General features: G+C 65.4%; 21 protein-coding genes and 1 tRNA gene. 7 read left to right on the top strand and 15 right to left on the bottom strand.

What is annotated here, in order from left to right; all coding sequences use genetic code 11:
* Nucleotides 1–705 (top strand): alpha/beta hydrolase (locus tag F4Y72_02680; protein MXZ27191.1); only part of this gene is annotated, 705 nt, incomplete at its 5' end.
* A gap of 26 nt (nucleotides 706–731) precedes the next feature.
* On the opposite strand, the gene F4Y72_02675 is transcribed toward F4Y72_02680, so the two are convergent.
* The 10 genes from F4Y72_02675 to F4Y72_02630 form a co-directional block, all read right to left on the bottom strand.
* Nucleotides 732–4,025, bottom strand: a complete 3,294-nt coding sequence (locus F4Y72_02675) for a methylmalonyl-CoA mutase family protein (GenBank protein MXZ27190.1) — start codon at nucleotides 4,023–4,025, stop codon at nucleotides 732–734.
* Nucleotides 4,026–4,085: 60 nt separating this feature from the next.
* Entirely contained in the window at nucleotides 4,086–4,637 is a 552-nt protein-coding gene (gene sufT, locus F4Y72_02670; GenBank protein ID MXZ27189.1) for a putative Fe-S cluster assembly protein SufT, read from the bottom strand.
* Nucleotides 4,638–4,642: 5 nt separating this feature from the next.
* Nucleotides 4,643–5,140 (bottom strand): SUF system NifU family Fe-S cluster assembly protein, encoded by a 498-nt coding sequence (locus F4Y72_02665; GenBank protein ID MXZ27188.1) that lies wholly within the window; start codon nucleotides 5,138–5,140, stop codon nucleotides 4,643–4,645.
* Nucleotides 5,140–6,399: a cysteine desulfurase gene (locus F4Y72_02660; protein MXZ27187.1), complete on the bottom strand. Its 1,260-nt coding sequence runs from the start codon at nucleotides 6,397–6,399 to the stop codon at nucleotides 5,140–5,142. Before F4Y72_02660 ends, F4Y72_02665 begins: the two co-directional genes overlap by 1 nt.
* Before the next feature lie 5 nt (nucleotides 6,400–6,404).
* On the bottom strand, nucleotides 6,405–7,268 hold the full coding sequence (locus F4Y72_02655) for a hypothetical protein (GenBank protein ID MXZ27186.1): 864 nt from the start codon (nucleotides 7,266–7,268) through the stop codon (nucleotides 6,405–6,407).
* Nucleotides 7,265–8,014, bottom strand: coding sequence for a Fe-S cluster assembly ATPase SufC (gene sufC, locus F4Y72_02650; protein ID MXZ27185.1), 750 nt, complete (start codon nucleotides 8,012–8,014; stop codon nucleotides 7,265–7,267). Before sufC ends, F4Y72_02655 begins: the two co-directional genes overlap by 4 nt.
* Before the next feature lie 8 nt (nucleotides 8,015–8,022).
* A complete protein-coding gene (sufB, locus tag F4Y72_02645) occupies nucleotides 8,023–9,480 on the bottom strand; it encodes a Fe-S cluster assembly protein SufB (protein ID MXZ27184.1) in 1,458 nt (485 codons plus the stop codon).
* Nucleotides 9,477–9,935, bottom strand: coding sequence for an SUF system Fe-S cluster assembly regulator (locus F4Y72_02640; protein MXZ27183.1), 459 nt, complete (start codon nucleotides 9,933–9,935; stop codon nucleotides 9,477–9,479). The genes sufB and F4Y72_02640 overlap by 4 nt, the downstream gene beginning before the upstream one ends.
* Before the next feature lie 80 nt (nucleotides 9,936–10,015).
* Nucleotides 10,016–10,363, bottom strand: coding sequence for a type II toxin-antitoxin system PemK/MazF family toxin (locus F4Y72_02635; GenBank protein MXZ27182.1), 348 nt, complete (start codon nucleotides 10,361–10,363; stop codon nucleotides 10,016–10,018).
* Nucleotides 10,354–10,599, bottom strand: a complete 246-nt coding sequence (locus F4Y72_02630) for a hypothetical protein (protein MXZ27181.1) — start codon at nucleotides 10,597–10,599, stop codon at nucleotides 10,354–10,356. Before F4Y72_02630 ends, F4Y72_02635 begins: the two co-directional genes overlap by 10 nt.
* A gap of 131 nt (nucleotides 10,600–10,730) precedes the next feature.
* Here F4Y72_02630 and F4Y72_02625 point away from each other — a divergent pair, with 131 nt between their 5' ends.
* The 3 genes from F4Y72_02625 (at nucleotide 10,731) to F4Y72_02615 (ending at nucleotide 13,131) form a co-directional block, all read left to right on the top strand.
* Nucleotides 10,731–11,570, top strand: coding sequence for a hypothetical protein (locus F4Y72_02625; protein MXZ27180.1), 840 nt, complete (start codon nucleotides 10,731–10,733; stop codon nucleotides 11,568–11,570).
* Nucleotides 11,567–12,028 (top strand): type II toxin-antitoxin system VapC family toxin, encoded by a 462-nt coding sequence (locus tag F4Y72_02620; GenBank protein MXZ27179.1) that lies wholly within the window; start codon nucleotides 11,567–11,569, stop codon nucleotides 12,026–12,028. Before F4Y72_02625 ends, F4Y72_02620 begins: the two co-directional genes overlap by 4 nt.
* 86 nt (nucleotides 12,029–12,114) lie before the next feature.
* On the top strand, nucleotides 12,115–13,131 hold the full coding sequence (locus tag F4Y72_02615) for a fructose-bisphosphate aldolase class I (GenBank protein MXZ27178.1): 1,017 nt from the start codon (nucleotides 12,115–12,117) through the stop codon (nucleotides 13,129–13,131).
* A 55-nt stretch (nucleotides 13,132–13,186) separates the two neighbouring features.
* Here F4Y72_02615 and F4Y72_02610 read toward each other — a convergent pair whose 3' ends face one another.
* The 4 genes from F4Y72_02610 to F4Y72_02595 are packed head-to-tail and all read right to left on the bottom strand — an operon-like array spanning nucleotide 13,187 to nucleotide 17,088.
* Nucleotides 13,187–14,554 carry a hypothetical protein gene (locus F4Y72_02610; GenBank protein MXZ27177.1) on the bottom strand — a complete coding sequence of 456 codons (1,368 nt, stop codon included), beginning with the start codon at nucleotides 14,552–14,554 and terminating at the stop codon, nucleotides 13,187–13,189.
* Nucleotides 14,526–16,031: a M48 family metallopeptidase gene (locus F4Y72_02605; GenBank protein ID MXZ27176.1), complete on the bottom strand. Its 1,506-nt coding sequence runs from the start codon at nucleotides 16,029–16,031 to the stop codon at nucleotides 14,526–14,528. The genes F4Y72_02610 and F4Y72_02605 overlap by 29 nt, the downstream gene beginning before the upstream one ends.
* A gap of 26 nt (nucleotides 16,032–16,057) precedes the next feature.
* Nucleotides 16,058–16,525, bottom strand: a complete 468-nt coding sequence (locus F4Y72_02600; protein MXZ27175.1) for a peroxiredoxin — start codon at nucleotides 16,523–16,525, stop codon at nucleotides 16,058–16,060.
* A 32-nt stretch (nucleotides 16,526–16,557) separates the two neighbouring features.
* Nucleotides 16,558–17,088 (bottom strand): glycine cleavage system protein R, encoded by a 531-nt coding sequence (locus F4Y72_02595; protein MXZ27174.1) that lies wholly within the window; start codon nucleotides 17,086–17,088, stop codon nucleotides 16,558–16,560.
* A gap of 45 nt (nucleotides 17,089–17,133) precedes the next feature.
* Between F4Y72_02595 and F4Y72_02590 the strand changes: the two genes are divergently transcribed.
* The 3 genes from F4Y72_02590 (at nucleotide 17,134) to F4Y72_02580 (ending at nucleotide 18,424) form a co-directional block, all read left to right on the top strand.
* Nucleotides 17,134–18,009, top strand: a complete 876-nt coding sequence (locus F4Y72_02590) for a 4-hydroxy-tetrahydrodipicolinate synthase (protein MXZ27173.1) — start codon at nucleotides 17,134–17,136, stop codon at nucleotides 18,007–18,009.
* Nucleotides 18,006–18,287 (top strand): hypothetical protein, encoded by a 282-nt coding sequence (locus F4Y72_02585; protein MXZ27172.1) that lies wholly within the window; start codon nucleotides 18,006–18,008, stop codon nucleotides 18,285–18,287. The genes F4Y72_02590 and F4Y72_02585 overlap by 4 nt, the downstream gene beginning before the upstream one ends.
* Nucleotides 18,288–18,336: 49 nt before the next feature.
* Nucleotides 18,337–18,424 (top strand) — tRNA-Ser (locus tag F4Y72_02580).
* A gap of 43 nt (nucleotides 18,425–18,467) precedes the next feature.
* Here the strand turns inward: F4Y72_02580 and F4Y72_02575 are convergent.
* A partial coding sequence (locus F4Y72_02575) for a hypothetical protein (protein ID MXZ27171.1) occupies nucleotides 18,468–21,560 on the bottom strand: 3,093 nt, incomplete at its 5' end.

The raw sequence follows: 21,560 nt of genomic DNA, 5'->3' as shown, positions 1-21,560 counted from the left end.
GGCTGGTGCTGGAAGTTCGTGCGCGGAATCCTGGAAGGGCAGGGACATCGCGTGTACACGCCCACCCTGACCGGCTGCGGCGAGCGCTCGCACCTGCTCCACCCCGGCATCGGGCTGGAGACGCACATTACCGACATCGTCAACGTGCTCGAATGGGAAGAGCTGGACAGTGTCGTACTGGTGGGTCATTCCTACGGCGGATGCGTCGTTTCGGGTGTTGCGGACCGGGCCAAGGACCGGCTGCGGCACCTGGTGTACCTGGACACGGTCGTACTGAGCGATGGCGAAAGCCTGGTCGGCTCACGCCGTCAGATGAGCGAAGCCGAGGGGGATGCCGATATCGAGCGCCGCCGGAGCATGGCGCCGGACGGCAAATACATCGTGGCGCGCTCCGGAGAGTTCTACGGCATTCCGCCCGAGCCCGCGGAAATCCTCAAGTGGGTGAACCGAAGGCTGACTCCGCACCCGCTGAAGAGCTGGCTGGAACCGGTGAAGTTCGAGAACGGCGGCGAACAAGGCGTGCCCAGGACCTTCATCCGCTGCACGGACCCCGAAATGCCCTTCAGCGGAATAAGGGACCACGCGATGTTCGCGAAGGAGCACCCTGAATGGCGCTATGAGGAACTGGCGACCGGGCACGACGCCATGGTGACCGAGCCGCAAGCCTGCGCCGACCTGTTCCTGGCCGCCGCGCAATCTTCGTAACCCCCGGAGCGGGGGCGCTTCCAGGGTTACATGTTGCGGCGGTACTGGCCGCCGACTTCGAAAAGCGCATCGGTAATCTGCCCGAGGGAGCAGCACCGTACCGCTTCCATCAGGACTTCGAATACGTTTTCGCCGCCCAATACGGCCTGCTGCAGGCGGTCCAGCATGGCTGGCGCCTCGTCGGCGTGGGCCTCATGAAACGCGACCAGTCGGCGAATCTGGCCTTCCTTCTCTTCCCCGGTGGAGCGGGCCAGCGGAATCGTCGTGGTGTCCGCCTGGCCCGGCGCTTCGCGCAGGAAGGTATTGACTCCGACGATGGGCAGGCTGCCGTCGTGCTTGCGCTGCTCGTATTCGAGCGATTCGTCCTGGATCCGGCCGCGCTGATAGCCGGTTTCCATGGCCCCCAGCACGCCGCCCCGCTCCGAAAGCCGTTCGAATTCCCTCAGCACCTGTTCCTCGACCAGGTCCGTGAGTTCCTCGATGATGAAAGATCCCTGGTTCGGGTTTTCGCTCCGCGCCAGGCCCCACTCGCGGTTGATGATGAGTTGTATCGCCACCGCACGCCGAACGCTGTCCTCGGTGGGCGTGGTGATAGCCTCGTCGTAGGCATTGGTGTGCTGGCTGTTGCAGTTGTCGTAGGCGCCGATCAGGGCCTGCAGGGTGGTGCGGATGTCGTTGAACTCGATTTCCTGGGCGTGCAGGGACCGGCCCGAGGTCTGCACGTGGTACTTGAGCTTCTGGCTGCGCTCGTTGGCGCCGTAGCGATCTCGCATGGCGACGGCCCAGATGCGGCGGGCGACCCGTCCCAGCACCGAGTACTCCGGGTCCATGCCGTTGGAGAAGAAGAACGAGAAATTCGGTGCGAACTCGTCGATCTTCATGCCGCGCGCCAGGTAAGCCTCCACGTAGGTAAAGCCGTTGGCCAGCGTGAAGGCCAGTTGGCTGATGGGATTGGCGCCGGCCTCGGCGATGTGGTAGCCGGAGATGGAAACGGAATAGAAATGCCGGACCTGGTTGCGGATGAAGTACTGCTGGACGTCACCCATCATCCGCAGGCTGAACTCGGTCGAGAAAATGCAGGTGTTCTGCCCCTGGTCCTCCTTGAGAATGTCGGCCTGCACCGTCCCGCGCACGCGTTTCAGCGCATCGGCCCTGATTTCCGCGGCTTCTTCCCTGTCCGGCGGCCCGCCGTTCGCTTCCGTGAACGCATCGAGCTGCTGGTCGATCGCGGTGTTCAGGAACATTGCGAGGATGGAGGGGGCCGGGCCGTTGATGGTCATGGAGACGGAGGTCGACGGGTTGCACAACTCGAAGCCCCGGTAGAGCACCTTCATGTCCTCGAGCGTGGCGATGGAAACGCCGGAATTGCCGACCTTCCCATAGATGTCCGGGCGGTGGCCGGGATCGAACCCGTAAAGCGTGACCGAATCGAAGGCCGTGGACAGGCGTTTGGCCTCGGAGTGCCGCGACAGGTAGTGAAACCGCCGGTTCGTGCGCGCCGGATCGCCCTCGCCGGCGAACATTCTCAGGGGTTCCTCGCCGCTGCGCTTGAAGGGGAACACGCCGGCCGTGAACGGAAAGCGCCCCGGCAGGTTCTCGCGCATCAGCCAGCCAAGCAGGTCGCCGTCGTCGCCATAGCGGGGCAGGGCCACCTTGCGCATTTCGTTGCCTGAAAGCGTCGTGAAGCTCAGCGAAGTGCGGACCTCGCCCCTGGACGTGACCTGGCGGTGTTCCTTGCCTGAATAGGCCGCGCGGACGGCGGGCCATTCCTCCAGCAGCGCCCGACATTCATCGTCCAGCGCGGCTTCGCGCCGCCGGATCAGCGATCTCAGCCTGCTTCCCGTTTTCTCGCCGCTGTCGTCGCCGGCTTCGTCCAGCATGCGCATCGCATCGCCAAGCCGCTGCCGTTCCCTGGCCACAGTCGTCTGATGCCCGACCCGTTCGTGATAAGCACGGACGGTCTCCGCGATTTCGGCCAGGTAGCGGACACGCGCCCCCGGAATGACGGCGGCCGAGCGGGACGGCGACCTGGTCTCAACCTCGGGAAGCAGCGCCTCGCCCCAGCCATCCAGCGAGTCGCTGAAGCCCTTGTCCCGGAGCGCGCCCAGGATGCCGTGGAACAGCGCCGTCACTCCGTCGTCGTTGACCCGCGAGGCGATCGCCCCGTACACCGGCATCGCTTCCGGATCGGTCCCGAACGCCTCCCGGTTCCGGATCATCTGCTTGCGGACGTCCCGCAGCGCGTCGGCGGCGCCTTTCCGGTCGAACTTGTTGATCGCGACGATATCGGCGAAATCCAGCATGTCGATCTTCTCGAGTTGGGTCGCCGCGCCGAATTCCGGCGTCATGACGTAGAGGCCGGCATCCGCGTGGGCCGTGATCGCGGCGTCGCCCTGGCCGATGCCGGAAGTCTCCACGATGATCAGGTCGAAGCCCGCGAGTTGGGCGGCCCCGAGGATTTCGGGCAGGGCGGCGGGGATTTCGCGGCCGGAGGCACGGGTGCCCAGCGATCGCATGAAGATGTGGGGATGGCCGATCGCGTTCATGCGTATGCGATCGCCCAGCAGAGCCCCGCCGGTCCTGCGGCGGGTCGGATCCACCGCGATGACCGCGATGCGCAGGTGATTCCCGAAGCAGAGACGGAAGCGGCGCACCAGTTCGTCGGTAAGCGAGGACTTGCCGGACCCTCCCGTGCCGGTGATGCCCAGAACGGGAGCGGCGCGGGCGGGTTCGGGCCAATCGACGCATTCCGTCAGGCCGCGTTCAATGCAGGTGATGGCGCGGCTCAGCGCGCCGAAATCGCCGGACTGCAGCCGATCCATCGGGACGCGCAACCTGTCTTTCCTCAAGGCCTTGCGCGCCTCGCGGAACACGTCCGCAACCATTCCCTTCAGCCCCATCTTCTGGCCGTCGTCGGGCGTGTAGATGCGGGTTATTCCATATTCGTGAAGCTCCCGGACCTCTTCCGGGACGATGACGCCTCCGCCGCCGCCGAACACCCGGATGTGGCTGGCGCCGCGCTCTCGCAGCATGTCCAGCGCATACTTGAAGTACTCAAGATGGCCGCCCTGATAGGAACTGAGGGCGATGGCGTGCGCGTCCTCGTGAATGGCCGCGGTGACGACTTCCTCGACCGAACGGTTGTGGCCGAGGTGGATGACTTCGGCGCCGGCGGCCTGGAGCAGGCGCCGTACGACATTGATGGCGGCGTCGTGGCCGTCGAAGAGGCTCGCGGCGGTTACGAATCGAAGCGGGGAACGTTTCCTGGTTGAAGCTCGCTCTATGCCCTGTCTGTGTCCGGATTCTGCGTGCGTGTCCATTTTCTTTCCTTCATATACCCTCCTCAGCGTCCTCACATTTCGTTCTTTATCCTAGCAGGGTTACATCAGGCCGGCTTCGAGTTGGGCGGCTTCGGACATCATGCTCTGATTCCAGGGCGGGTCGAAGACGAGTTCGACGGCCACGTCCTGGATGGTGGGGATCAGGGCGATTTTCTCGCGCACGTCCTCCACCAGGATTTCACCCATGCCGCAGCCGGGGGCGGTCAGCGTCATTTCCACGTCCACGTCCCGCCTGCCGTCGTCGCGGCGCCTGACCTCGCAGGAATAGACCAGGCCCAGGTCGACGATATTGACCGGGATTTCCGGGTCGTAGCATGTCTTCATCTGTTCCCACACCAGCGCTTCCACGTCGGAATCGCCGGCGTTGGCCGGCAGTTCAGGCGGCTCCGCGGGCTTCTTGCCGAGCGCGTCGGCGTCGACGCCGGCGATGCGGTACAGCCAGCCGTCCACATAGACGGTGAAGCTGCCGCCCAGCGACTGGGTGATGAACACGAGCTGTCCGGCGTGGAGTTGCGCCTCCTCGCCGGCAGGGATGATGACCGCCCTGCAGTCGCGGGTCAGGGTGACGGGCTCGCTCTGGTCGCCGAACATGGAATTTACTCGGTGCTCACGGTGTTCGGATCGTCGTCCAGCGCTGCGGTAAAGGTCTTCCAGGGCAGGGTGACGCAGCGGATCCGCGAAGGGTAGGAGCGAACGCTGCCCAGCGCGACGATTTCGCCCAGATCGCCCAACCCGTTCTCGACGCCGGGTTTGAACGCTTCCAGGACCTTCTCCGCCTGCTGCCTGGCCTGATCCGCAGCCTCGCCATCGAGTAATTCGGTCATCATCGACGCCGAAGCCAGGCAGATCGCGCATCCGGCGGCCTCGAAGCTGATCTCGGCGATGACCACTGGGAGCGAGGACGTCCCGTCCTCGCGGGAGGCCGGGACGCCTTCCTTCCTCGGTGTGCGGATGTACACGGTCACCTTGTCGCCGCACAGGGGATTGAATCCCTCGGCCACCCGGTCGGGCTCGTCCATGGCGTGGAAATTGCGCGGCGAACGGCAATGCTCCAGCACCGTGCGCTGGTAGAGGTTTTGCAGTTCGCTGCTCATCAGGCCTGGCCCAGCAGCTTGCGCGCGGTCCCGATCCCGGCGGCAAGACGGTCAATCTCTTCGTGGGTGTTGTAAAAGGCGAAAGACGCGCGGGAGGTGCCGGGCACGCCGAAGCGGTCCATCAGCGGCATCGCGCAATGGTGGCCGGCGCGAATGGCGACGCCTTCGTGGTCCAGGATAGTGCCCAGGTCGTGCGGATGAATGCCGTCGATCACGAACGACACGACCGCCGATTTGGGCGCAGCCGTCCCGATAATCTTCAGCCCCGGTACGTCCTGCAGACGCTCCGTCGCGTGCTCCAGCAAATCGTGCTCCAGGGCCGCGAGGCGCTCGAGCCCGTGCCCGGCGAGGTAGTCCATGGCCGCGCCAAGGCCGATGGCCCCGGAAATATTGGGGGTGCCGGCCTCGAACTTGTGCGGCGGGTCGTTGTAAGTGGTGCCGTCGAAACGAACTTCGAGGATCATCTCGCCACCGCCCAGAAACGGCGGCAGTTCGTCCAGCCAGGGCTTGCGCGCGTAGAGCGCGCCGATACCGGTCGGGGCGTACATCTTGTGGCCCGACAGCGCGTAGAAGTCGCAGCCCAGCTCCTGCACGTCGAGCGGGATATGTCCGGCGGCCTGGGCGCCGTCGATCAGGATCGGCGCGTTTGCGCGCCGCGCCAATTCGCAAATCTCCGCAATCGGATTGATTACACCCATGGCATTGGACACATGGGTTACCGCCACGAGTCGCGTCCTGCCGCCGATCAGCCCGGCGAGAGCGGCCATGTCGAGTGCGCCCGAGTCCAGCACCGGCGCCACCCGGATTTTCGCGCCGGTGCGTTCGCAAAGCTGCTGCCACGGCACGATGTTGGAGTGGTGCTCCATGCCCGTAAGCACGATTTCCGAGTCCGCATCCATGCGGAAGTCCATGCAGCGGGCCACCAGGTTGATGGACTCGGTGGCCCCGCGCGTAAAGACGATCTCGTCGGCGGACGCGGCATTGAGCCAGCCGCGAGCGCGTTCGCGCGCTCCCTCGAAGGCCGCGGTCGCCCGGTCGGAACGGGCGTGCACTCCCCGGTGTACGTTGGCGTGCATCTCGACTTCGTAGGCGGTCAGCGCGTCCATGACCGCCTGCGGCCGCTGGGTGGAAGCTGCGTTGTCCAGGTAGGCGAGGGGCTTGCCATGCACGGTCGTGGCCAGGCCGGGGAAGTCCGCACGCAGGGTCTGCGCCGACAGCGGCTCCCGGACTGCGGCGAGGCGGGCGGTGGCGCTGCTCATGAAGTTCAGGCCGCCAACCGTTGCGGCGCCAGATCCCGAAGCGCGCGGCTGAGCATTCCGTCAGCCATTTCCTGCGCCCGGGGCATTTCGATGTCGTTGCTGATCGACGATGCGAATGCCTGCACCAGCATGGCCCGCGCCTGATCCGGCGGCAGCCCGCGGGTCCTCAGGTAGAACAGCGCCGCTTCATCCAGCGCGCCGGTGGCGGCGCCGTGGGCGCACTGCACTTCGTCGGCGTAGACCTCCAGTTCCGGGCGGGTTTCCATGCGGGCGGATTCGTCGAGCAGGAGATTGTCGTTCCGCAGCCGCGCGTCGGCGCCCTGGACGTCCGGAGGAATCAATATCCTTCCCGCAAAGCCGCCGTGGCTCTCCGCGCCCAGAACGCAGCGGCACAGGCTCTCGCTCGCGGTGTGACGGGCATGGTGGGCTATTTCCAGGTCCAGTTCCGCGCGCCGTCCGGTGTCCGCCATCATCAGATGGCCGTGCCGGAAGCGCGACCGGGGACCCATCAGGCCGGCTCGCAGGGATTCGCGATCGAGGCTCGCGCCCGAACCCACGCGGACAAACTGCAGCCGCGCCTCCTCTGCAAGGCGAACCTGCCGGTTTATCTCGATCCGGCCTTCTCCCGAATCGTCCACGACGGCAACGTGGCGCATTCGGGCGCCCCGGCCTACTTGAACGTCAACCTCAAGGTGTGCGGCAAAGCCGCCCTGGCCCTCGTGAAGCTCCTCGAGGTCCAGAGTGCTTTCCGGTTCCAGCACGATCCGCAGGGCATCCGCCGCCGGAGCATCGGGGCGGTGGTTCAGGCGCAGGGTCTCGGCGCGCCGCTCCCCGGCCTTCACGACGATATCCATCGCCTTCCCGCTCACGCCGCCTCCCTGAGGAAAGGCTCGTATCCGGAAGCCTCCAGCTCGCCCACCAGTTCGGCGCCCCCGGAACGGGCGATGCTTCCACCGGCCAGCACGTGCACCCTGTCGGGCGAAACCAGGTTCAGGATCCGCTCGTAGTGGGTGATCAGAACGAACGCGCGCCGGCCGTCGCGCAGCGCGCGGATCCCCGAGGCAACGATCTTGAGGGCGTCGATGTCCAGCCCCGAATCGGTCTCGTCCAGTACCGCCAGGCGCGGTTTGAGCACCGCGAGCTGAAGGATCTCGTTGCGTTTCTTCTCTCCGCCGGAGAAGCCTTCGTTCACGCCGCGCTTGAGCAGCTCGGGCTTCAGTTTCAGCCGGGCCGCCTCCGCGCGTGCCTGCTTAAGAAAAGCGGCGGCGTTGATTTCTTCCTTGCCCGCCGCCTTGCGCTGCGCGTTCACTGCCGAGCGCAGCAGGTACATATTGCTCACGCCGGGTATTTCCACCGGGTATTGAAAGCCGAGGAACAGCCCCTTGCAGGCGCGTTCTTCGGGGTTGATGTCCAGCAGGTCCTCGCCGTCCAGCAATACGCTGCCGCCCGTGACCTCGTAGCCATCGCGGCCCGCCAGCGTCTGCGCCAGCGTGCTCTTGCCGGCGCCGTTCGGCCCCATGATGGCGTGCACTTCGCCGGCTCGGACTTCAAGCGAAAGCCCGCTGAGGATTTCCTTGTTCTCGACCGAGACCCTCAGATCGCGGATGTCCAGCAGCGGCGCGCTCATCCTATGGCGCCCTCCAGGCTGACGTTCATCAGGGCCTGCGCTTCGACCGCGAATTCCATCGGCAGCATGTTGAACACCTGCTTGCAGAAGCCGTTCACGATCAGGTTCACCGCATCCTCCTCGTCCAGGCCGCGTTGGCGGCAGTAGAACAACTGGTCCTCGGAAATCCGGGACGTGGTGGCCTCATGCTCCACCACGGCGTGCGGATGCGCGATGTCCATGTGCGGGAAGGTGTGGGCGCCGCAGTCGCGGCCGATCAGCAGCGAGTCGCACTGGGTGAAGTTGCGCGCGCCCTCGGCCCGCGGGAACACTTTCACGAGGCCGCGGTACGTGTTCTGCGCCTTGCCGGCGGAAATGCCCTTGCTGAGGATGTTGCTGCTGGTGTTGCGGCCGATGTGGATCATCTTCGTGCCGGTGTCGGCCTGCTGGAAGTTGTTGGTCACGGCCACCGAGTAGAACTCGCCGGTCGAGTTGTCGCCGCGCAGGATGCAGCTCGGATATTTCCAGGTGATCGCCGAGCCCGCTTCCACCTGGGTCCAGGAAATCGCCGAGTTGTCGCCGCGGCAGTCGCCCCGCTTGGTCACGAAGTTGTAAATCCCGCCGCGTCCTTCTTCATCGCCTGGGTACCAGTTCTGGACCGTCGAATACTTGATCCGGGCGTCCTTCAGCGCCACCAGTTCCACGACTGCGGCGTGCAACTGGTTCTCGTCGCGCATCGGCGCGGTGCAGCCTTCCAGGTAGCTGACTTCGCTGCCTTCGTCGGCGATGATCAGGGTGCGCTCGAACTGGCCCGTGTTCTGCTCGTTGATGCGGAAGTAGGTGGACAACTCCATCGGGCATTTCGTGTTCTTCGGAATGTAGACGAACGAGCCGTCGGTGAACACGGCCGAGTTGAGCGCCGCGAAGTAGTTGTCGCGGTAGGGCACCACGCTGCCCAGGTATTTGCGCACCAGGTCCGGGTGTTCGCGCACGGCCTCGGAGAACGGGCAGAAGATCACGCCGGCCTCGGCCAGGCGGCTCTTGAAGGTGGTGGCCACCGACACGCTGTCGAACACCGCGTCCACCGCGACGCCCGCCAGCCGGGCCCGCTCATGCAGGGGAATGCCCAGCTTGTCGTAGGTTTCCAGCAGCCGCGGATCGACTTCGTCCAGGCTCTTCGGCGCGTCCTTGGCCGGGCCGGGCGCCGAGTAATAGGAAATGGCCTGGTAATCGATCGGCGGGATGTTCAGCTTGGCCCAGCACGGCTCTTTTGCCTGGCGCCAATAGCGGTAGGCCCGGAGACGCCAGTCGAGCAGGAACTCCGGCTCGTCCTTGCGCGCGGAAATCACCCGGATTACGTCCTCGTCCAGCCCCGGGGGCAAGGTGTCGGATTCGATGTCGGTGACGAAGCCGTGGCGGTACTTGCGCTCGAGCAGTTCCCGCACTTCCGGGTTGCGTTCGGCGGTGCGGCTCATCGACCCATCCTCGCGCTGAGGTCGGCCGAAAGCGTGCGGGTCCTGAAGCCGGGAGCGGACCGCCTCAGGTCGCTCAGCGTGACCTCGGTCAGCGCGCCGCGAATTGCGCGGTTGATCTGCCGCCAGGCGCCGCCCACGGTACAGAATGATTCCAGCTCGCACTGGCTTTCCGCATGGCTGCATTCGGTGAGCGCCATCGGTCCTTCCAGCGCCTCGAGTATCTCTACGGCATTGATGTCACGGGCCGCTCGCGCCAGCCGGTAACCGCCCAGGGCGCCGCGCTCGGAGCGCACCAGGCCTCGTCCCGCCAGTTGCTTGAGAAGCTTCTGCGCAGTCGGCAACCTCAGCCGGGTGGCCGCGGCAATTTTCTTTGCCGAAAGCGACCGGCCCTCGGCCTGCGCCAGGCAGCCGAGAATCATGGTCCCGTAGTCCGTAAGCCTGCTGACTCTGAGCATCTTCGTGCGCTCCAAATCCAATCAGGACTATTTTAGTCCAAAATGAACTCAATAGCTGAAATTCCTTTCGTTGACACGGCTTATTGGAGAGAAAGCACAAGCCGCAAACCATCTTCTACTCTGCGAAGGACGCTTTGCGCAACACGACCCGCGCGTTCTTGCAGAAACTGGCGGTCCAGTGTGACAATTTGCGAGACGTTCACCACAGAGTCCGCCGGAAGCAAACCCGCGCGCTTGCTCAGCCGTACGTTGCCGGGAGCCTCGGCCAGATTCAGGTTGGATGTGACGGCTGCTGCTACTACGGTTTGTATGCGGCTGCGGTTGAATGCATCGGCCTGGACAATCAGGACGGGTCGCCGGTAGCCGGGTTCGGCGCCGGCGGGAACACCAAGATGCGCCCACCAGATCTCACCGCGCCTTACTTCCATTTCTCGCTGTCAAGCGATCGGAATTGCAATTCGGCCAATCCTGCGTCCAGTGTGGAGGCTTGGGCGTTGTCCCCATAGATCCGATTGAGCCGCCCCGTTACGTTCGCACGGGAGTGGCGCGCCAGGAACTCGCGCACAGCCCTGGCGTACAGTTCGCTGCGGGAAATACGTAATTCTCGAGCAGTTTCCTCGGCCGCCTCGAAAATTTCATCCTGAATGGAAATAGCAGTCTTCATACGTGAAGTATAACCGCAGTTATACCAGCCGGAACCTGCGGCTCCCGGAGATGACCTGCGGGACGTTAACTACGGGCCCTTATGCAATAATATGGGGCCATAAGTGCCTTTATGGGGAAAGAAAGGCAATAATGGACCTATTAGACGATTTGATCAAGGACTCTTTTGGGGCTGCCGCGGCCCGCGAGTTGTGCCGCAGAAGCGGGCTGTTCGAGCCGGGCCGGCTGTACAGGCGTATCGAAATCAGCGAAACGCTGCGAAAGGAATTTGTACGGCGTGGCGGGGCTTCCGGCACGACCAATGCCGCCGTGGCTACCGTATTGAAGAAGTGGCTCCTGACGCGCGCCAGCCCGTTTCGCCGAGAAACGCGGGGGCGCTACCGGTTCCTTGGCCGTGAGAGAGACACGACGCAATACCGCAGTACGGGTGTTGGGGGGTCTCCTGTGCGCGATGCTCCCATGGATTACGCGCCGACTCCCGAACGTGAAATCGGTGCGGGCCCTTGTGAAGTGTACGCCTGGTGCATGCCTGGATATGGGGCTACCCGAGACGGTCGCTGGCCGATAAGAATCGGCAGGGCCGGAACCGAAGGATTCAAGGGCCAGTTGCGCGACTTTCACGAAAACCTTCCGGAACGGCCCCGCTACCTGCTGAGGCTGGGTTGCGCCGACGATGCCGAAGCACGCAGGCGGGAGGCGCTGCTGCAAGCGTGGTTCACAGAACGTGGGCAACAGCTTGACGAGGCCCCGGGAGATGGATGGTTCGTGGCCAATCCCGGCCAGATCGACGAAGCGGCACAACACCTCATGGAGGGGGAGATGCATGGCCGCGGCATAACTCTTGAGGAAATGGACAAGCTATTTGCGGAAGCGACCAAGGACGTTCCGGACGAGGAATGGGCAAACCTGCCCGACGACCTGATCGACCGGCTTGACGAGTATCTGTACGGCGTGGACCGCTACCGCGAATGAAGACCGTTTTCGCTGACACGGCCTATTGGGTAGCCGTATTCCGGCCGCGCGATCAATGGCGCTCGGCGGCCCGGTTTGCGCTGCGGCAGTTGGGATCAGTCAATATCGTCACCACCGACGAAGTCCTGACCGAGTTCCTTGCCAGTGCGTCCAGGGGAGGGCCAGAGGTTCGTCTGAGCGCCGTTCGCAGCGTGCGGGAGCTGCAAAACAATCCCAGAGTGCGGGTCATGCCGCAGTCCAGGGAGTCGTTTCGCAAGGCGCTTGATCGCTACGCGGCGCGTACCGACAAGAGCTACAGTCTCCAGGATTGCGTGTCGATGAACGTCATGGAGGCTCAATCGATCACGGAGATTCTCACCAGCGACCGCCAATTCGAACAGGAGGGATTCACCGTGCTCATGAAACGGGCCAGCGCGCGTTCGAAGTCGGTTCAGGACGACTTCCCCAGGCCGGGATAATCGCTCACCCGACGGCCAGGTGGCGGCTTCTTCGGGTAAGGAATACACTACACGCCACAAGTGTCCGGACCTTGGGAGATTCACAGATGACGAACGCGAATTTGGCCGAAACCGCACAGGCCATGGTGGCGCCCGGCAAGGGCATCCTGGCGGCCGACGAAAGCACTCCAACGATCGGAAAGCGCTTTGCGGGCATCGGGGTGGAATCGACCGAGCCGCTACGCCGCGACTACCGCGCCATGCTGTTTGCCGCACCGGAAGCCGACCAGTACATCAGCGGCGTGATCCTGTTCGACGAGACCCTCAGGCAGACCATGCCGGACGGCGAACCTATACCTCAATACCTGGCGGGCCGCGGCATGATTCCGGGAATCAAGGTGGACAAGGGCGCCAAGCCGCTGGCCGGCTGCCCGGGAGAGAAGGTGACGGAAGGGCTGGACGGTTTGCGCGATCGTCTCGCCGAGTATCGAAGCCTGGGGGCGCAGTTCGCCAAGTGGCGGGCGGTGATCGCCATCGGCGAGGGCGCGCCCAGCGATTGCTGCGTGCACGCCAATGCCCATGCGCTGGCACGCTATGCGGCGCTATGCCAGGAGGCCGGCCTGGTGCCGATCGTGGAGCCGGAAGTGCTGATGGACGGACCGCACCCCATATCGCGCTGCGAGCAGGTGACCGGCGCGGTGCTCGACCAGACCTTCGATGAGCTGGAGCGGCACCGGGTGGAACTGGAAGGCATCGTGCTGAAGCCGAACATGGTCGTATCCGGCAACGAGTGTCCGGCGCAGGCCGGGGTGGAGGAGGTGGCGGAGGCCACCCTGCGAGTGCTGAAGGCGCATGTGCCGGCGGCGGTACCGGGCATCGCTTTTCTGTCCGGCGGGCAGTCGGCGGAAGAGGCAACGGCGCACCTGAGCGCCATGAACGCGCGGGGACCGCACCCCTGGCAGGTGTCCTTCTCGTACGGTCGCGCGCTGCAGGCGCCGGCGCTGACGGCGTGGCAGGGCAGGGCGGACCAGTTGGGCGATGCGCAACGGGCCTTCGGCGAGCGCGCCCGGCTCAACGGCCTGGCCCGCACCGGCGACTACCGACCGGAACTGGAAGCTGCCTGACCGGAAGGAGGTAGTCCCGTCCTCCATGAGGACGAGACGTCCTCGCTCCCGAGGATCAGGCTTTCGCGAGGCCGCGCAGCGGCGGTACCAGGTAATACAGGACCAGGTACGCCACCATCGAGCCGGCCAGGCCCGAGAGCGCCGGCACCAGCCATTCGGGCGCGTAGTAATAGCTCAGCAGTCCCAGCGGGTAAGCGAACAGCGCAGCCCAGTTGACGACCGGCAGGCGTGCATCCTCGCCCGCGTCCATTTTTCCGCGGGCCACGAAGTAGTAGTGCGCGATTACCGGACCGATCAGGGGCGGAACCCAGATCGCCAGCGCGCCGATCCAGAACAGGAACTGCTGGTAGATACCCAGCCCCAGTATGGTCCCCAGCAGCCCGCAGATCACCGTCATGACTCGGCGCGGCCGGCGCATGATGCTCGAAGTCTGGATGACCGGGAGGTAGAGGTTCGCATCGCCGGTGGTCCACAGCGCGACGCTCATTCCGATAACGCCCAGCCAGGCGATGAATCCGGCCTGTTCACGCAGGTAGGAAGTGAAATCGCCGTCGCCGCCATACACGACGCCGCCCAGCGCACCGACGATCTGCAGGAACCACTGCGCGATGATCAGAACGATGAACGGTATGGCGATGGCCACCCAGGCGCGCTTGGCGAAACGGGTGTATTCCGCCATTACCACCGCGCCGACGATCCACGAGCCGATAACGACGTTGACCCCGTTGAGCACGCTCAAGGGCGATTCCGAATTCGCGGCCTTGTCGGCCGATAGCGCGAGGAAGGCGTCCCAGCCGCCGGCCTGGCCGACGTTGAGGTCGATCGAATACAGTCCGACCGCCACAAGCACCACCACCGAAGGCACGCTGACCCATTCCAGCGCCTTGACGCCAAAATAGGTCGTCGCGGTGAAGAGCAGACCCGCGAGCAGTGCGACGACGTAAAAGGTGGTGCTGTCGAAGTCCTGTGCCCAGGCGAAGCCGAATGCCCCCACCACGATGCCCTGCCAGCCGATGGTCAAAAGGGCGATGAACAGCACCGGAATATAGGCGCCGAAGCGTCCGTAGACCAGCCGGTACAAGAGGCCGCTGTTACAGGCGGTCTTGTAGCCCATGTAGCCCACGACCGCCCCGATCGCGAAGTTGGCGAGGTTGCCGTAAAAGGACGCCTGGACCGCATCGGGCCAGAAGCTCATGCCTTTACCGAGGGCGCCGCCGGTCAGCAGGCCGGTCACCAGGAAACCCCATCCGAAGGCCAGCGTCAGCAGCGGCAGCGTATTGCGCCGTTGCGCGTCGCTGAGCGGCGTCAGCGGGTTGTCGGCGCTTTGCCGCTCCTCCTCGGGCTGCAAGGTCCACCATTCCCGTAGTCGATTCGCCATAGTCGGTATCCCCCCTCTATCCCCTCTGTTCCGACGATTCCTCATCGGATTCCTCGTCCCTGCTTTGGCGCCTGCCGCCGTCCTCGGCCATCATCTCCACCTGCTCCAGGCGCGCCTCGATACGGCTGCGCCGCACCTCGTCGGCATGCTCGGCGGCCTTCAGGGCGAGCTGAAGCTGGGTGTGCGCGCCATTCAGGTTGCGGCGCATGAGATGGTGCTCGGCCATGTAGTAGTGCGCATCGGCCGTCCGGCCCGATTCCCCGCTGGCCTGGGCCAGCAGCCGCATGGTCTCGAGATCGAGCTTGTCGTCCAGCAGATAGCCCATCAGCAGCTCGCGGGCGAGCGGCGCCTGTCCCTCGGCCAGCAGGACTTCCGCATAGCGATGCCCCAGGCTCAGGTTGCCGGGAAACAGCGCCAGCGCCTCTTCGAAAATACGCCGTGCCGTGCGGCCGTCTCCCGCAACCGCGTGGGTTCTTGCAATTGCGATCCTTAACGGGATGGAATCCGGATAGTCCGCCAGCAGGTTATTCAGAACAGCCATTGCCTCATCGGCGCGTCCCATATCCAGAAGGGCCAGGCCTTGACCGTAGAACCTTCCGACATCCGCCTCGGTCTCGGTGAGCGGTTGCGAGCGAAAATGCCGCATGGCCTCTTCCGGGCTGTCGCTCCCCAGCAGCCGGGCCTGGGCGCGGGCCAGGTAGTAGCTGAGGCTGTTGTCGACGTTGCGCATCATGTCCGGTGTGATCCGAGCGCGCGCCTCGGCCATGCGGTTGACATTGACGGGATGCGTGCGAAGGATTTCCGGTATGGCCCTGGCGGAAAGCGATTCCGCACGCGACATCGTCTCGAAGAAAGCGGGCAGGCCGCGGGGATCGAAACCGGCGGCGTAGAGCGTGCCGATGCCGATCCGGTCGGCCTCGTGTTCGTGCGCCCGGGTGAAATTGATCTGCTGCTGCTGCGCCATGCCGGTGCCGGCCATCAGCGCCCCCTGCATGAAGTCGCCGCCGCCGCCCATCAAACCGCCCACCAGCAGTGCCGCGAGCATCGTGGCCATGGTCATGATCGAGGTCCCGCGCATGGCCTGAATCTGCCGCGAAATGTGATTCTGGGTCACATGGGCGATCTCGTGCGCCAGAACTCCGGCCAATTCGCTCTCGTTGGCGGTCGCGTCGATCAGGCCCGTGTGCACGCCGATGTAGCCCCCCGGCAACGCGAACGCGTTGATGGATTGGGCCTTGACAACGAAAAAGTGGAACTGGTGGTCGCCGTTCTGCGCCCGGTAGGCCAGCCGCCGGCCCAGGCCGGTCACGTACTCGTTGATCTCCGGGTCGGTCACGAGCCGGCCGGCGCTGCGGAACTGCTCGATGACGCTCAGCGCGATGGCCCGCTCCTGTTCGCGCGTCAGCACCGTGTCGGCTGGGCTGCCCATGTCGGGCAATTCCGCGCCGCCTTGCATCTGCGCGCCCGCCGGCAGGGTCTGCAAGGTAAAGGCCAGCATGAGCGCTGCGCTGGTTGCGCGCATCAGCGGTCTCGCTGGCGGAGGGGCGTTCACAATTTGCGGACTGCCTCCAGCACTTCCTCGGCGTGTCCCTTAACCTTCACCTTTCGCCACTCGCGCCGCAACACGCCCTCTTCGTCAATCAGGAAGGTGCTGCGTTCGATACCCATGTACTTGCGTCCGTACATGCTCTTTTCCTTGATCACGTCATAGGCCTTGCACAGCGTTTCCTCCGGGTCCGACAGCAGGTGGAAAGGAAAGTCCTGCTTGGCGCGAAAGTTGTCGTGCGAACGAATGGACTCGCGCGAAACGCCCAGTATGACGGCATTGGCGGCCGTGAACTCGTCGTGCATATCGCGAAAATTCTGTCCTTCCAGCGTGCACCCGGGGGTGTTGTCCTTGGGGTAGAAGTAAAGCACCAGTCTGCTGCCCTTGAGATCGCCCAGCGTTTGCCGGTCGCCCGCGGTGCTGGCGGAATCGAAATCCGGCGCCGGCGCGCCCACTTCAGTCGTGCTCATTCTGGTCCTCCTTGCGGATCCTCCATTGCCGCCTAGCCGTGTATCGGTTCGATGACCGCGTCCAGGTTGTTCTTGTCGCAGAAATCATGAAAGTCTTCGCGCAGCACGGCAATGCCCACCTCGCGCGGCACATGCACCTCAATGCGCACCGCCAGCATGGCCGCGCCGGTACTTGGAGCATTGTAGCGCCGGGCGTGGACCTCGGCGACGGACAGTTCGCGCCGGGCAAAGAAACTCACCAGCGCCAGCACGAGGTTGTCCCGTTCCAGCGCCACGGCCTCCACGTGATAGGGAGCCGCGGGCGCCTCCGGCTCCCGCGAGGCCGTTTCGCTGACGGAAATCTCGCAGCCGGTGCGCTTGGCATAGCGCTCCAGCGCCGTGCGCACCTTGTTCATTGCATGCCAGTTGCCGTTGACCAGCAGCAGGGCGCCGAAGCTGTTTCCCAGTTGGGTCATGCGCGCGTCCCGGATGTCTCCGCCCGCCTCGCTGACCACTTCGCTGAGTTCGCGCGCGGACGCCTCTTCCTGCGGGCCCAGGGCCGATATCGCCAGTAATTTTTCCATGTTGCGGCTAGCTTACACGCGGGAGCGATAAAATGCCGCGCCGTTATGCGCGGAAGCCTCGTAGCCCTGGTGACGCCCATGGACGCCGCGGGCGCCGTGGATTATCCGGCCGTGGACCGGCTGATCGACTGGCACGCGGATTCAGGCACTGCCGCACTCGTCGTGGCCGGAACCACGGGCGAATCGGCAACGCTGACCCATGACGAGCACGCGGACCTGATTCGCTACGTCGCCGGGCGGGCCGGCGGCAGGATTCCGGTCGTGGCCGGCACCGGATCCAATTCCACGGCGCAGACGATCGCCCTGTCGCAGGCCGTGGCCGGTGCGGACATCGTCGCCTACCTGGTCGTTACGCCGTACTACAACAAGCCTACCCAGGAAGGCATGCTCCGGCATTTCACGGCGATTGCAGACGCCGTCGAGCAGCCCCTGATCCTCTACAATGTGCCGGTCAGGACAGCGGTGGACCTGTTGCCCGAGACGGTGGGCCGCCTGGCGGAACATCCCCGGATCGGGGCCTTGAAGGAAGCGACCGGCGAGGTCGAACGGGTAGGACGCTTGAGAGCGCTTTGCGGAGAGAGGTTTTCCTTGTACAGCGGTGATGATGCGACGGCGAGGGACTTCATGCTGGCCGGCGGTGACGGGGTGATTTCTGTAACCGCCAATGTTGCGCCCCGGGCCATGGCGGACATGTGCGGCGCCGCGCTGGCCGGAGATTCCGCGCGCGCCGCGGAACGCGACGCACCCCTCGCCGCATTGCATGACGCCTTGTTCGTGGAATCCAACCCCATTCCCGTGAAATGGGCCCTGAATCGCATGAACAGGATCGGGTCCGGCATCCGGCTTCCGCTCACCGAGCTATCGGAGCCGCATCGTGCACATGTGCAGGCTGCTCTGGACCTGGCGGGAGTGTCGTCATGAGCAAGCTGGCGCCAGCGGCTGGGCTGGCCGCGCTTGCCCTGGTCTTGCAGGGTTGCGGCGTGGTGGGTGGCGTGTTCGGCGGCGGCACGCCCCCGTGCGAGATGCCGCAGGAGTACCTGGTCGCCGAAGCCGCCAACCCGATGACTGCGCCCGAGGGACTGGAGACGCCCCAGGCTTTCGGCAATCTCGAAATTCCCGAAGGCGAGATACTTGAGGGCCAGGCGCGGCGGAACAACGGTTCCTGCCTGGAAGAACCTCCGCGGATCGAACAGCCCTAGCAGCCCGTGGCTGGCAACGGGCAGCCAAGCGCGATAATGGCGCATTGCCGGAGAGGTGGCCGAGTGGACGAAGGCGCCTGATTGGAGATCAGGTATACGGTCATACCGTATCGTGGGTTCGAATCCCACCCTCTCCGTCAAGTTATAGTTATAATACTCTGATATTATTAAATATTATAATCAGTCCGTGGTCTTGACAGGAAACAGCGGTACCGGCTCGCCGTAGCGCCGGCCCACCGCGTTCGTGCTCGACGCCGCGGTGTCGAGCACGAGCCAGCGCACGGCCGGCAGCCGTTGGAGCGGGGAGAAGTCCGCGATGGGATTCCCGGAAACACGCAGCCACACGAGCTTCTCCAGGTCGCCGAGCATCCAGATGTCGCGCAACCGGTTGTCCGCGAGGTCAAGCCGCTTAAGCGATCGCGCTTCCCGCAGCGGGGAGGCGTCCCTCACCCGGTTGTTCCCCAGGCCCAGGTGCGCGAGTTTCTGCAGGGCCCAAAACGGCGCCAGGTCCGAGACCTCGTTGCCGTTCAGCACCAGCACCTCGAGGTGGCGCAGTTCCGACAGCGGCCGCAGGTCCGCCACCCGGTTCCCCGACAGGTCCAGCCGGCGCAGCGCCGTCAGTCCCGAAAGTGGCCACAGATCGGAGATGGCATTGCCTGACAGGTCGAGTACGCGCAGGTGCTCGAGACTCCCGAGCGCGGTGATGTCTCCGATGGTGTTGTCGCCGAGGTCCAGCACCTCCAGGTCTGCAATGGCCGCCAGCGGCCACAGGTCGGAGACGCCGTTGCCCGACAGGTCGAGCACGCGCAGGTTCTCGAGACTCCCGAGCGCGGTGACGTCGCTCACGGCGTTGTTGTCGAGGTCCAGCACCTCCAGGTCCACCATGGCCGCCAGCGGCCACACGTCCACCAGGCCGCGCGACGGCAGGTGCAGCACCTCGATTTTCTGCCCGCGCGCGAAGCCGGCCGCGGGCATCGGCTGCGCCGGCATCGACTGCGCCGGCGACTCCGTCGGGACGGCCTCCCGAGACTCCGTCTCCGTTACGTGCCGCACGGGATGGCCTATCAGCGCCGGTGCCGGATTGTATGAAGTGTCCTGCAGCGGGTGCATCGGCGCCGGCAGGTAGCTGACCGACACGCGCTCCCAAGGCTCGAGGGTTCGCGACAGGGTCAGCACCGCATCGCCGCCGGCCACGGCGACCGATTCGACCGCGACCGCCGCCGCGCCGGTCGAAGAGTTCGCCGCGACCATGAAGTCGCCCGACGCCGGCGCCGAGCCGCCGTCCAGCGCCCGGTCGAAGTGCAGCGTCAGAGCCGCCCCGGACACCGTCGCACTCTGAAGCGACATGCTCGCAGCCGGCCCGCACGACACGCCGACATCCTCCGAATGGCGACAATTGTTTATTCCCCAGCCCCTGAACGAGCAATCGGCCAGCCGCGACTCCGTGCCCGCGCAGCGCACGTCGTCCATCCAGATCGTCCCGGTGCCCGCGCCGAACGCCGCCCGGGTGTGCACCTCGCCACCCGTGTAGCCGAGCTGCCGGCACACCACCTCCGCGTCTTCCGAGACGAAGCGGTCGTCGCAAACCGTGCCCCACTCGCCGTCGTGGAAGATCTCCACGCGACCTTCTTGTTCCGTGCTGCCGTTGACCAGGCGTACGTCACCGTCGGCAGTTCCGTTCGCGGCGTCCGTGCGGCCGGATGCCGACGGCGACCAGTCGCCCGTGCCCTCGGCGTTCGACGCCCGCACGCGCACCTCGTAGGCCGTGTCGGCGGTGAGCCCGGTGATGCGTTTTGTCGTGCCCGTGCCGGTGTGGTTCGCGCTCGCCCAGTTGCCCCCCGTCTCGCGGTAGTGCACGTCATAGCCGGTGATCGCCGCGCCGTTGTCGTCCGGTGCCGTCCACGACACGTCGAGCCACGTTTCCCCGGCCGTCAGCGTCGGCGCCGAAGGCGCATCCGGCGCCTCGGCAGCTACCTCCGTCCGCCTGGTCGCCGCCGGAGACCAGTCCCCCGCGCCCTCGGAATTCGAAGCGCGCACGCGCACCTCGTAGGCCGTGTCCGGGGTCAGGCTCTCGATCCGCTTCGTGGTGGTCGTGCCGGAGTGGTTCGCGTCCGTCCAGTTACCGCCCGTTTCGCGGTAGTGCACGTCATAGCCGGTGATCACCGCGCCGTTGTCCGCGGGCGCCGTCCACGACGCCTCAAGCCACGTCTCCCCGGCCGTCAGCGTCGGCGCCGAAGGCGCGTCCGGCGCCTCGGCCGCCGCGTCGGTCCGCCCGGACGCCGCCGGCGACCAGTCCCCCGCTCCCTCAGAATTCGACGCCCGCACGCGCACCTCGTAGGCCGTATCGGCGGTGAGACCGGTGATGCGTTTTGTCGTGCCCGTGCCGGTGTGGCCCGCGTCCTGCCAGTTGCCGCCCGTCTCGCGGTAGTGGACGTCATAGCCCGTGATCGCTGAGCCGTTGTCCGCTGGCGCGGTCCACGACACGTCGAGCCACGTCTCCCCGGCCGTCAGCGTCGGCGCCGACGGTGCGTCGGGTACCTCCGCCGCCGGACCCTCGATCGTCGCCGAAGCAGGGGCCGACAGCGGACGGCCGTCCGGCGTACAGATCGCCCCTGCGGTACCGCAGCTGCCGGTCGTCGCCGGGAGACTCACCGTCACGTCGTCATCGCCGGAAGGCTCGATCCTCAGTATCCACCGATCGTAAGAGCCCTGGACGGCACGTCGTCTGCCCCGGAACGTGCCGCCGGTCAGCTGGAGGGCATCCTGGATCGCCTGGTTCTTGTCGAACGACTCGGTGCCGTCGAACACCGCCTCGGAGAACGCGAGTTCGAGGTTGAACACGCTCGACCCATCATGCTCGTCGGGCACGTTCTGGAACCAGGCTCCGAGCGCCGCGGCCGTGTTGTTGGTCACCGCTTGGTCGGCGAAGGACGCCACCTCGTTGCCGGCGGCATCCTGGAGCCTGTTGGCCGTGCCTGATGTCGGCGGGGTGTAGCTCACCGTCACCGCGTCGGTCGAGACCACCGCCGTGGCGAGCGTCAGCGTCACCGTCGCGCCGCTGATCGAGGGAGAGCCGGTGAGCGCCACGGTCGTCTCCGAACCCCCCGACGGGGTCTTCTTCACCGTGAACGCGCCGTTGGCGAGGTTCGCGGCGGCGGCCAACGCCTCGTTGAAGGAGATGACCAGTGTCGCGCCATTGACTGTCGCGCCCGTCGCCGTCGGCGCGGTCATGTCGCCCGCCCCCCGCGTCACGACCACCGTGTAGGTCTGGGT

The sequence above is a fragment of the Gammaproteobacteria bacterium genome (genome assembly GCA_009838035.1).
Classification (GTDB): Bacteria; Pseudomonadota; Gammaproteobacteria; order Steroidobacterales; family Foliamicaceae; genus Foliamicus.
This window is presented reverse-complemented; position numbering and strand designations above follow the sequence as displayed.

Coding starts and splice junctions, on each gene's coding strand:
- F4Y72_02675 (MXZ27190.1), bottom strand. CDS start 4,025: ATGGACACGCACGCAGAATCCGGACACAGACAGGGCATAGAGCGAGCT.
- sufT (MXZ27189.1), bottom strand. CDS start 4,637: ATGTTCGGCGACCAGAGCGAGCCCGTCACCCTGACCCGCGACTGCAGG.
- F4Y72_02665 (MXZ27188.1), bottom strand. CDS start 5,140: ATGAGCAGCGAACTGCAAAACCTCTACCAGCGCACGGTGCTGGAGCAT.
- F4Y72_02660 (MXZ27187.1), bottom strand. CDS start 6,399: ATGAGCAGCGCCACCGCCCGCCTCGCCGCAGTCCGGGAGCCGCTGTCG.
- sufB (MXZ27184.1), bottom strand. CDS start 9,480: ATGAGCCGCACCGCCGAACGCAACCCGGAAGTGCGGGAACTGCTCGAG.
- F4Y72_02640 (MXZ27183.1), bottom strand. CDS start 9,935: ATGCTCAGAGTCAGCAGGCTTACGGACTACGGGACCATGATTCTCGGC.
- F4Y72_02635 (MXZ27182.1), bottom strand. CDS start 10,363: ATGGAAGTAAGGCGCGGTGAGATCTGGTGGGCGCATCTTGGTGTTCCC.
- F4Y72_02630 (MXZ27181.1), bottom strand. CDS start 10,599: ATGAAGACTGCTATTTCCATTCAGGATGAAATTTTCGAGGCGGCCGAG.
- F4Y72_02625 (MXZ27180.1), top strand. CDS start 10,731: ATGGACCTATTAGACGATTTGATCAAGGACTCTTTTGGGGCTGCCGCG.
- F4Y72_02620 (MXZ27179.1), top strand. CDS start 11,567: ATGAAGACCGTTTTCGCTGACACGGCCTATTGGGTAGCCGTATTCCGG.
- F4Y72_02615 (MXZ27178.1), top strand. CDS start 12,115: ATGACGAACGCGAATTTGGCCGAAACCGCACAGGCCATGGTGGCGCCC.
- F4Y72_02610 (MXZ27177.1), bottom strand. CDS start 14,554: ATGAGGAATCGTCGGAACAGAGGGGATAGAGGGGGGATACCGACTATG.
- F4Y72_02605 (MXZ27176.1), bottom strand. CDS start 16,031: ATGCGCGCAACCAGCGCAGCGCTCATGCTGGCCTTTACCTTGCAGACC.
- F4Y72_02600 (MXZ27175.1), bottom strand. CDS start 16,525: ATGAGCACGACTGAAGTGGGCGCGCCGGCGCCGGATTTCGATTCCGCC.
- F4Y72_02595 (MXZ27174.1), bottom strand. CDS start 17,088: ATGGAAAAATTACTGGCGATATCGGCCCTGGGCCCGCAGGAAGAGGCG.
- F4Y72_02590 (MXZ27173.1), top strand. CDS start 17,134: ATGCGCGGAAGCCTCGTAGCCCTGGTGACGCCCATGGACGCCGCGGGC.
- F4Y72_02585 (MXZ27172.1), top strand. CDS start 18,006: ATGAGCAAGCTGGCGCCAGCGGCTGGGCTGGCCGCGCTTGCCCTGGTC.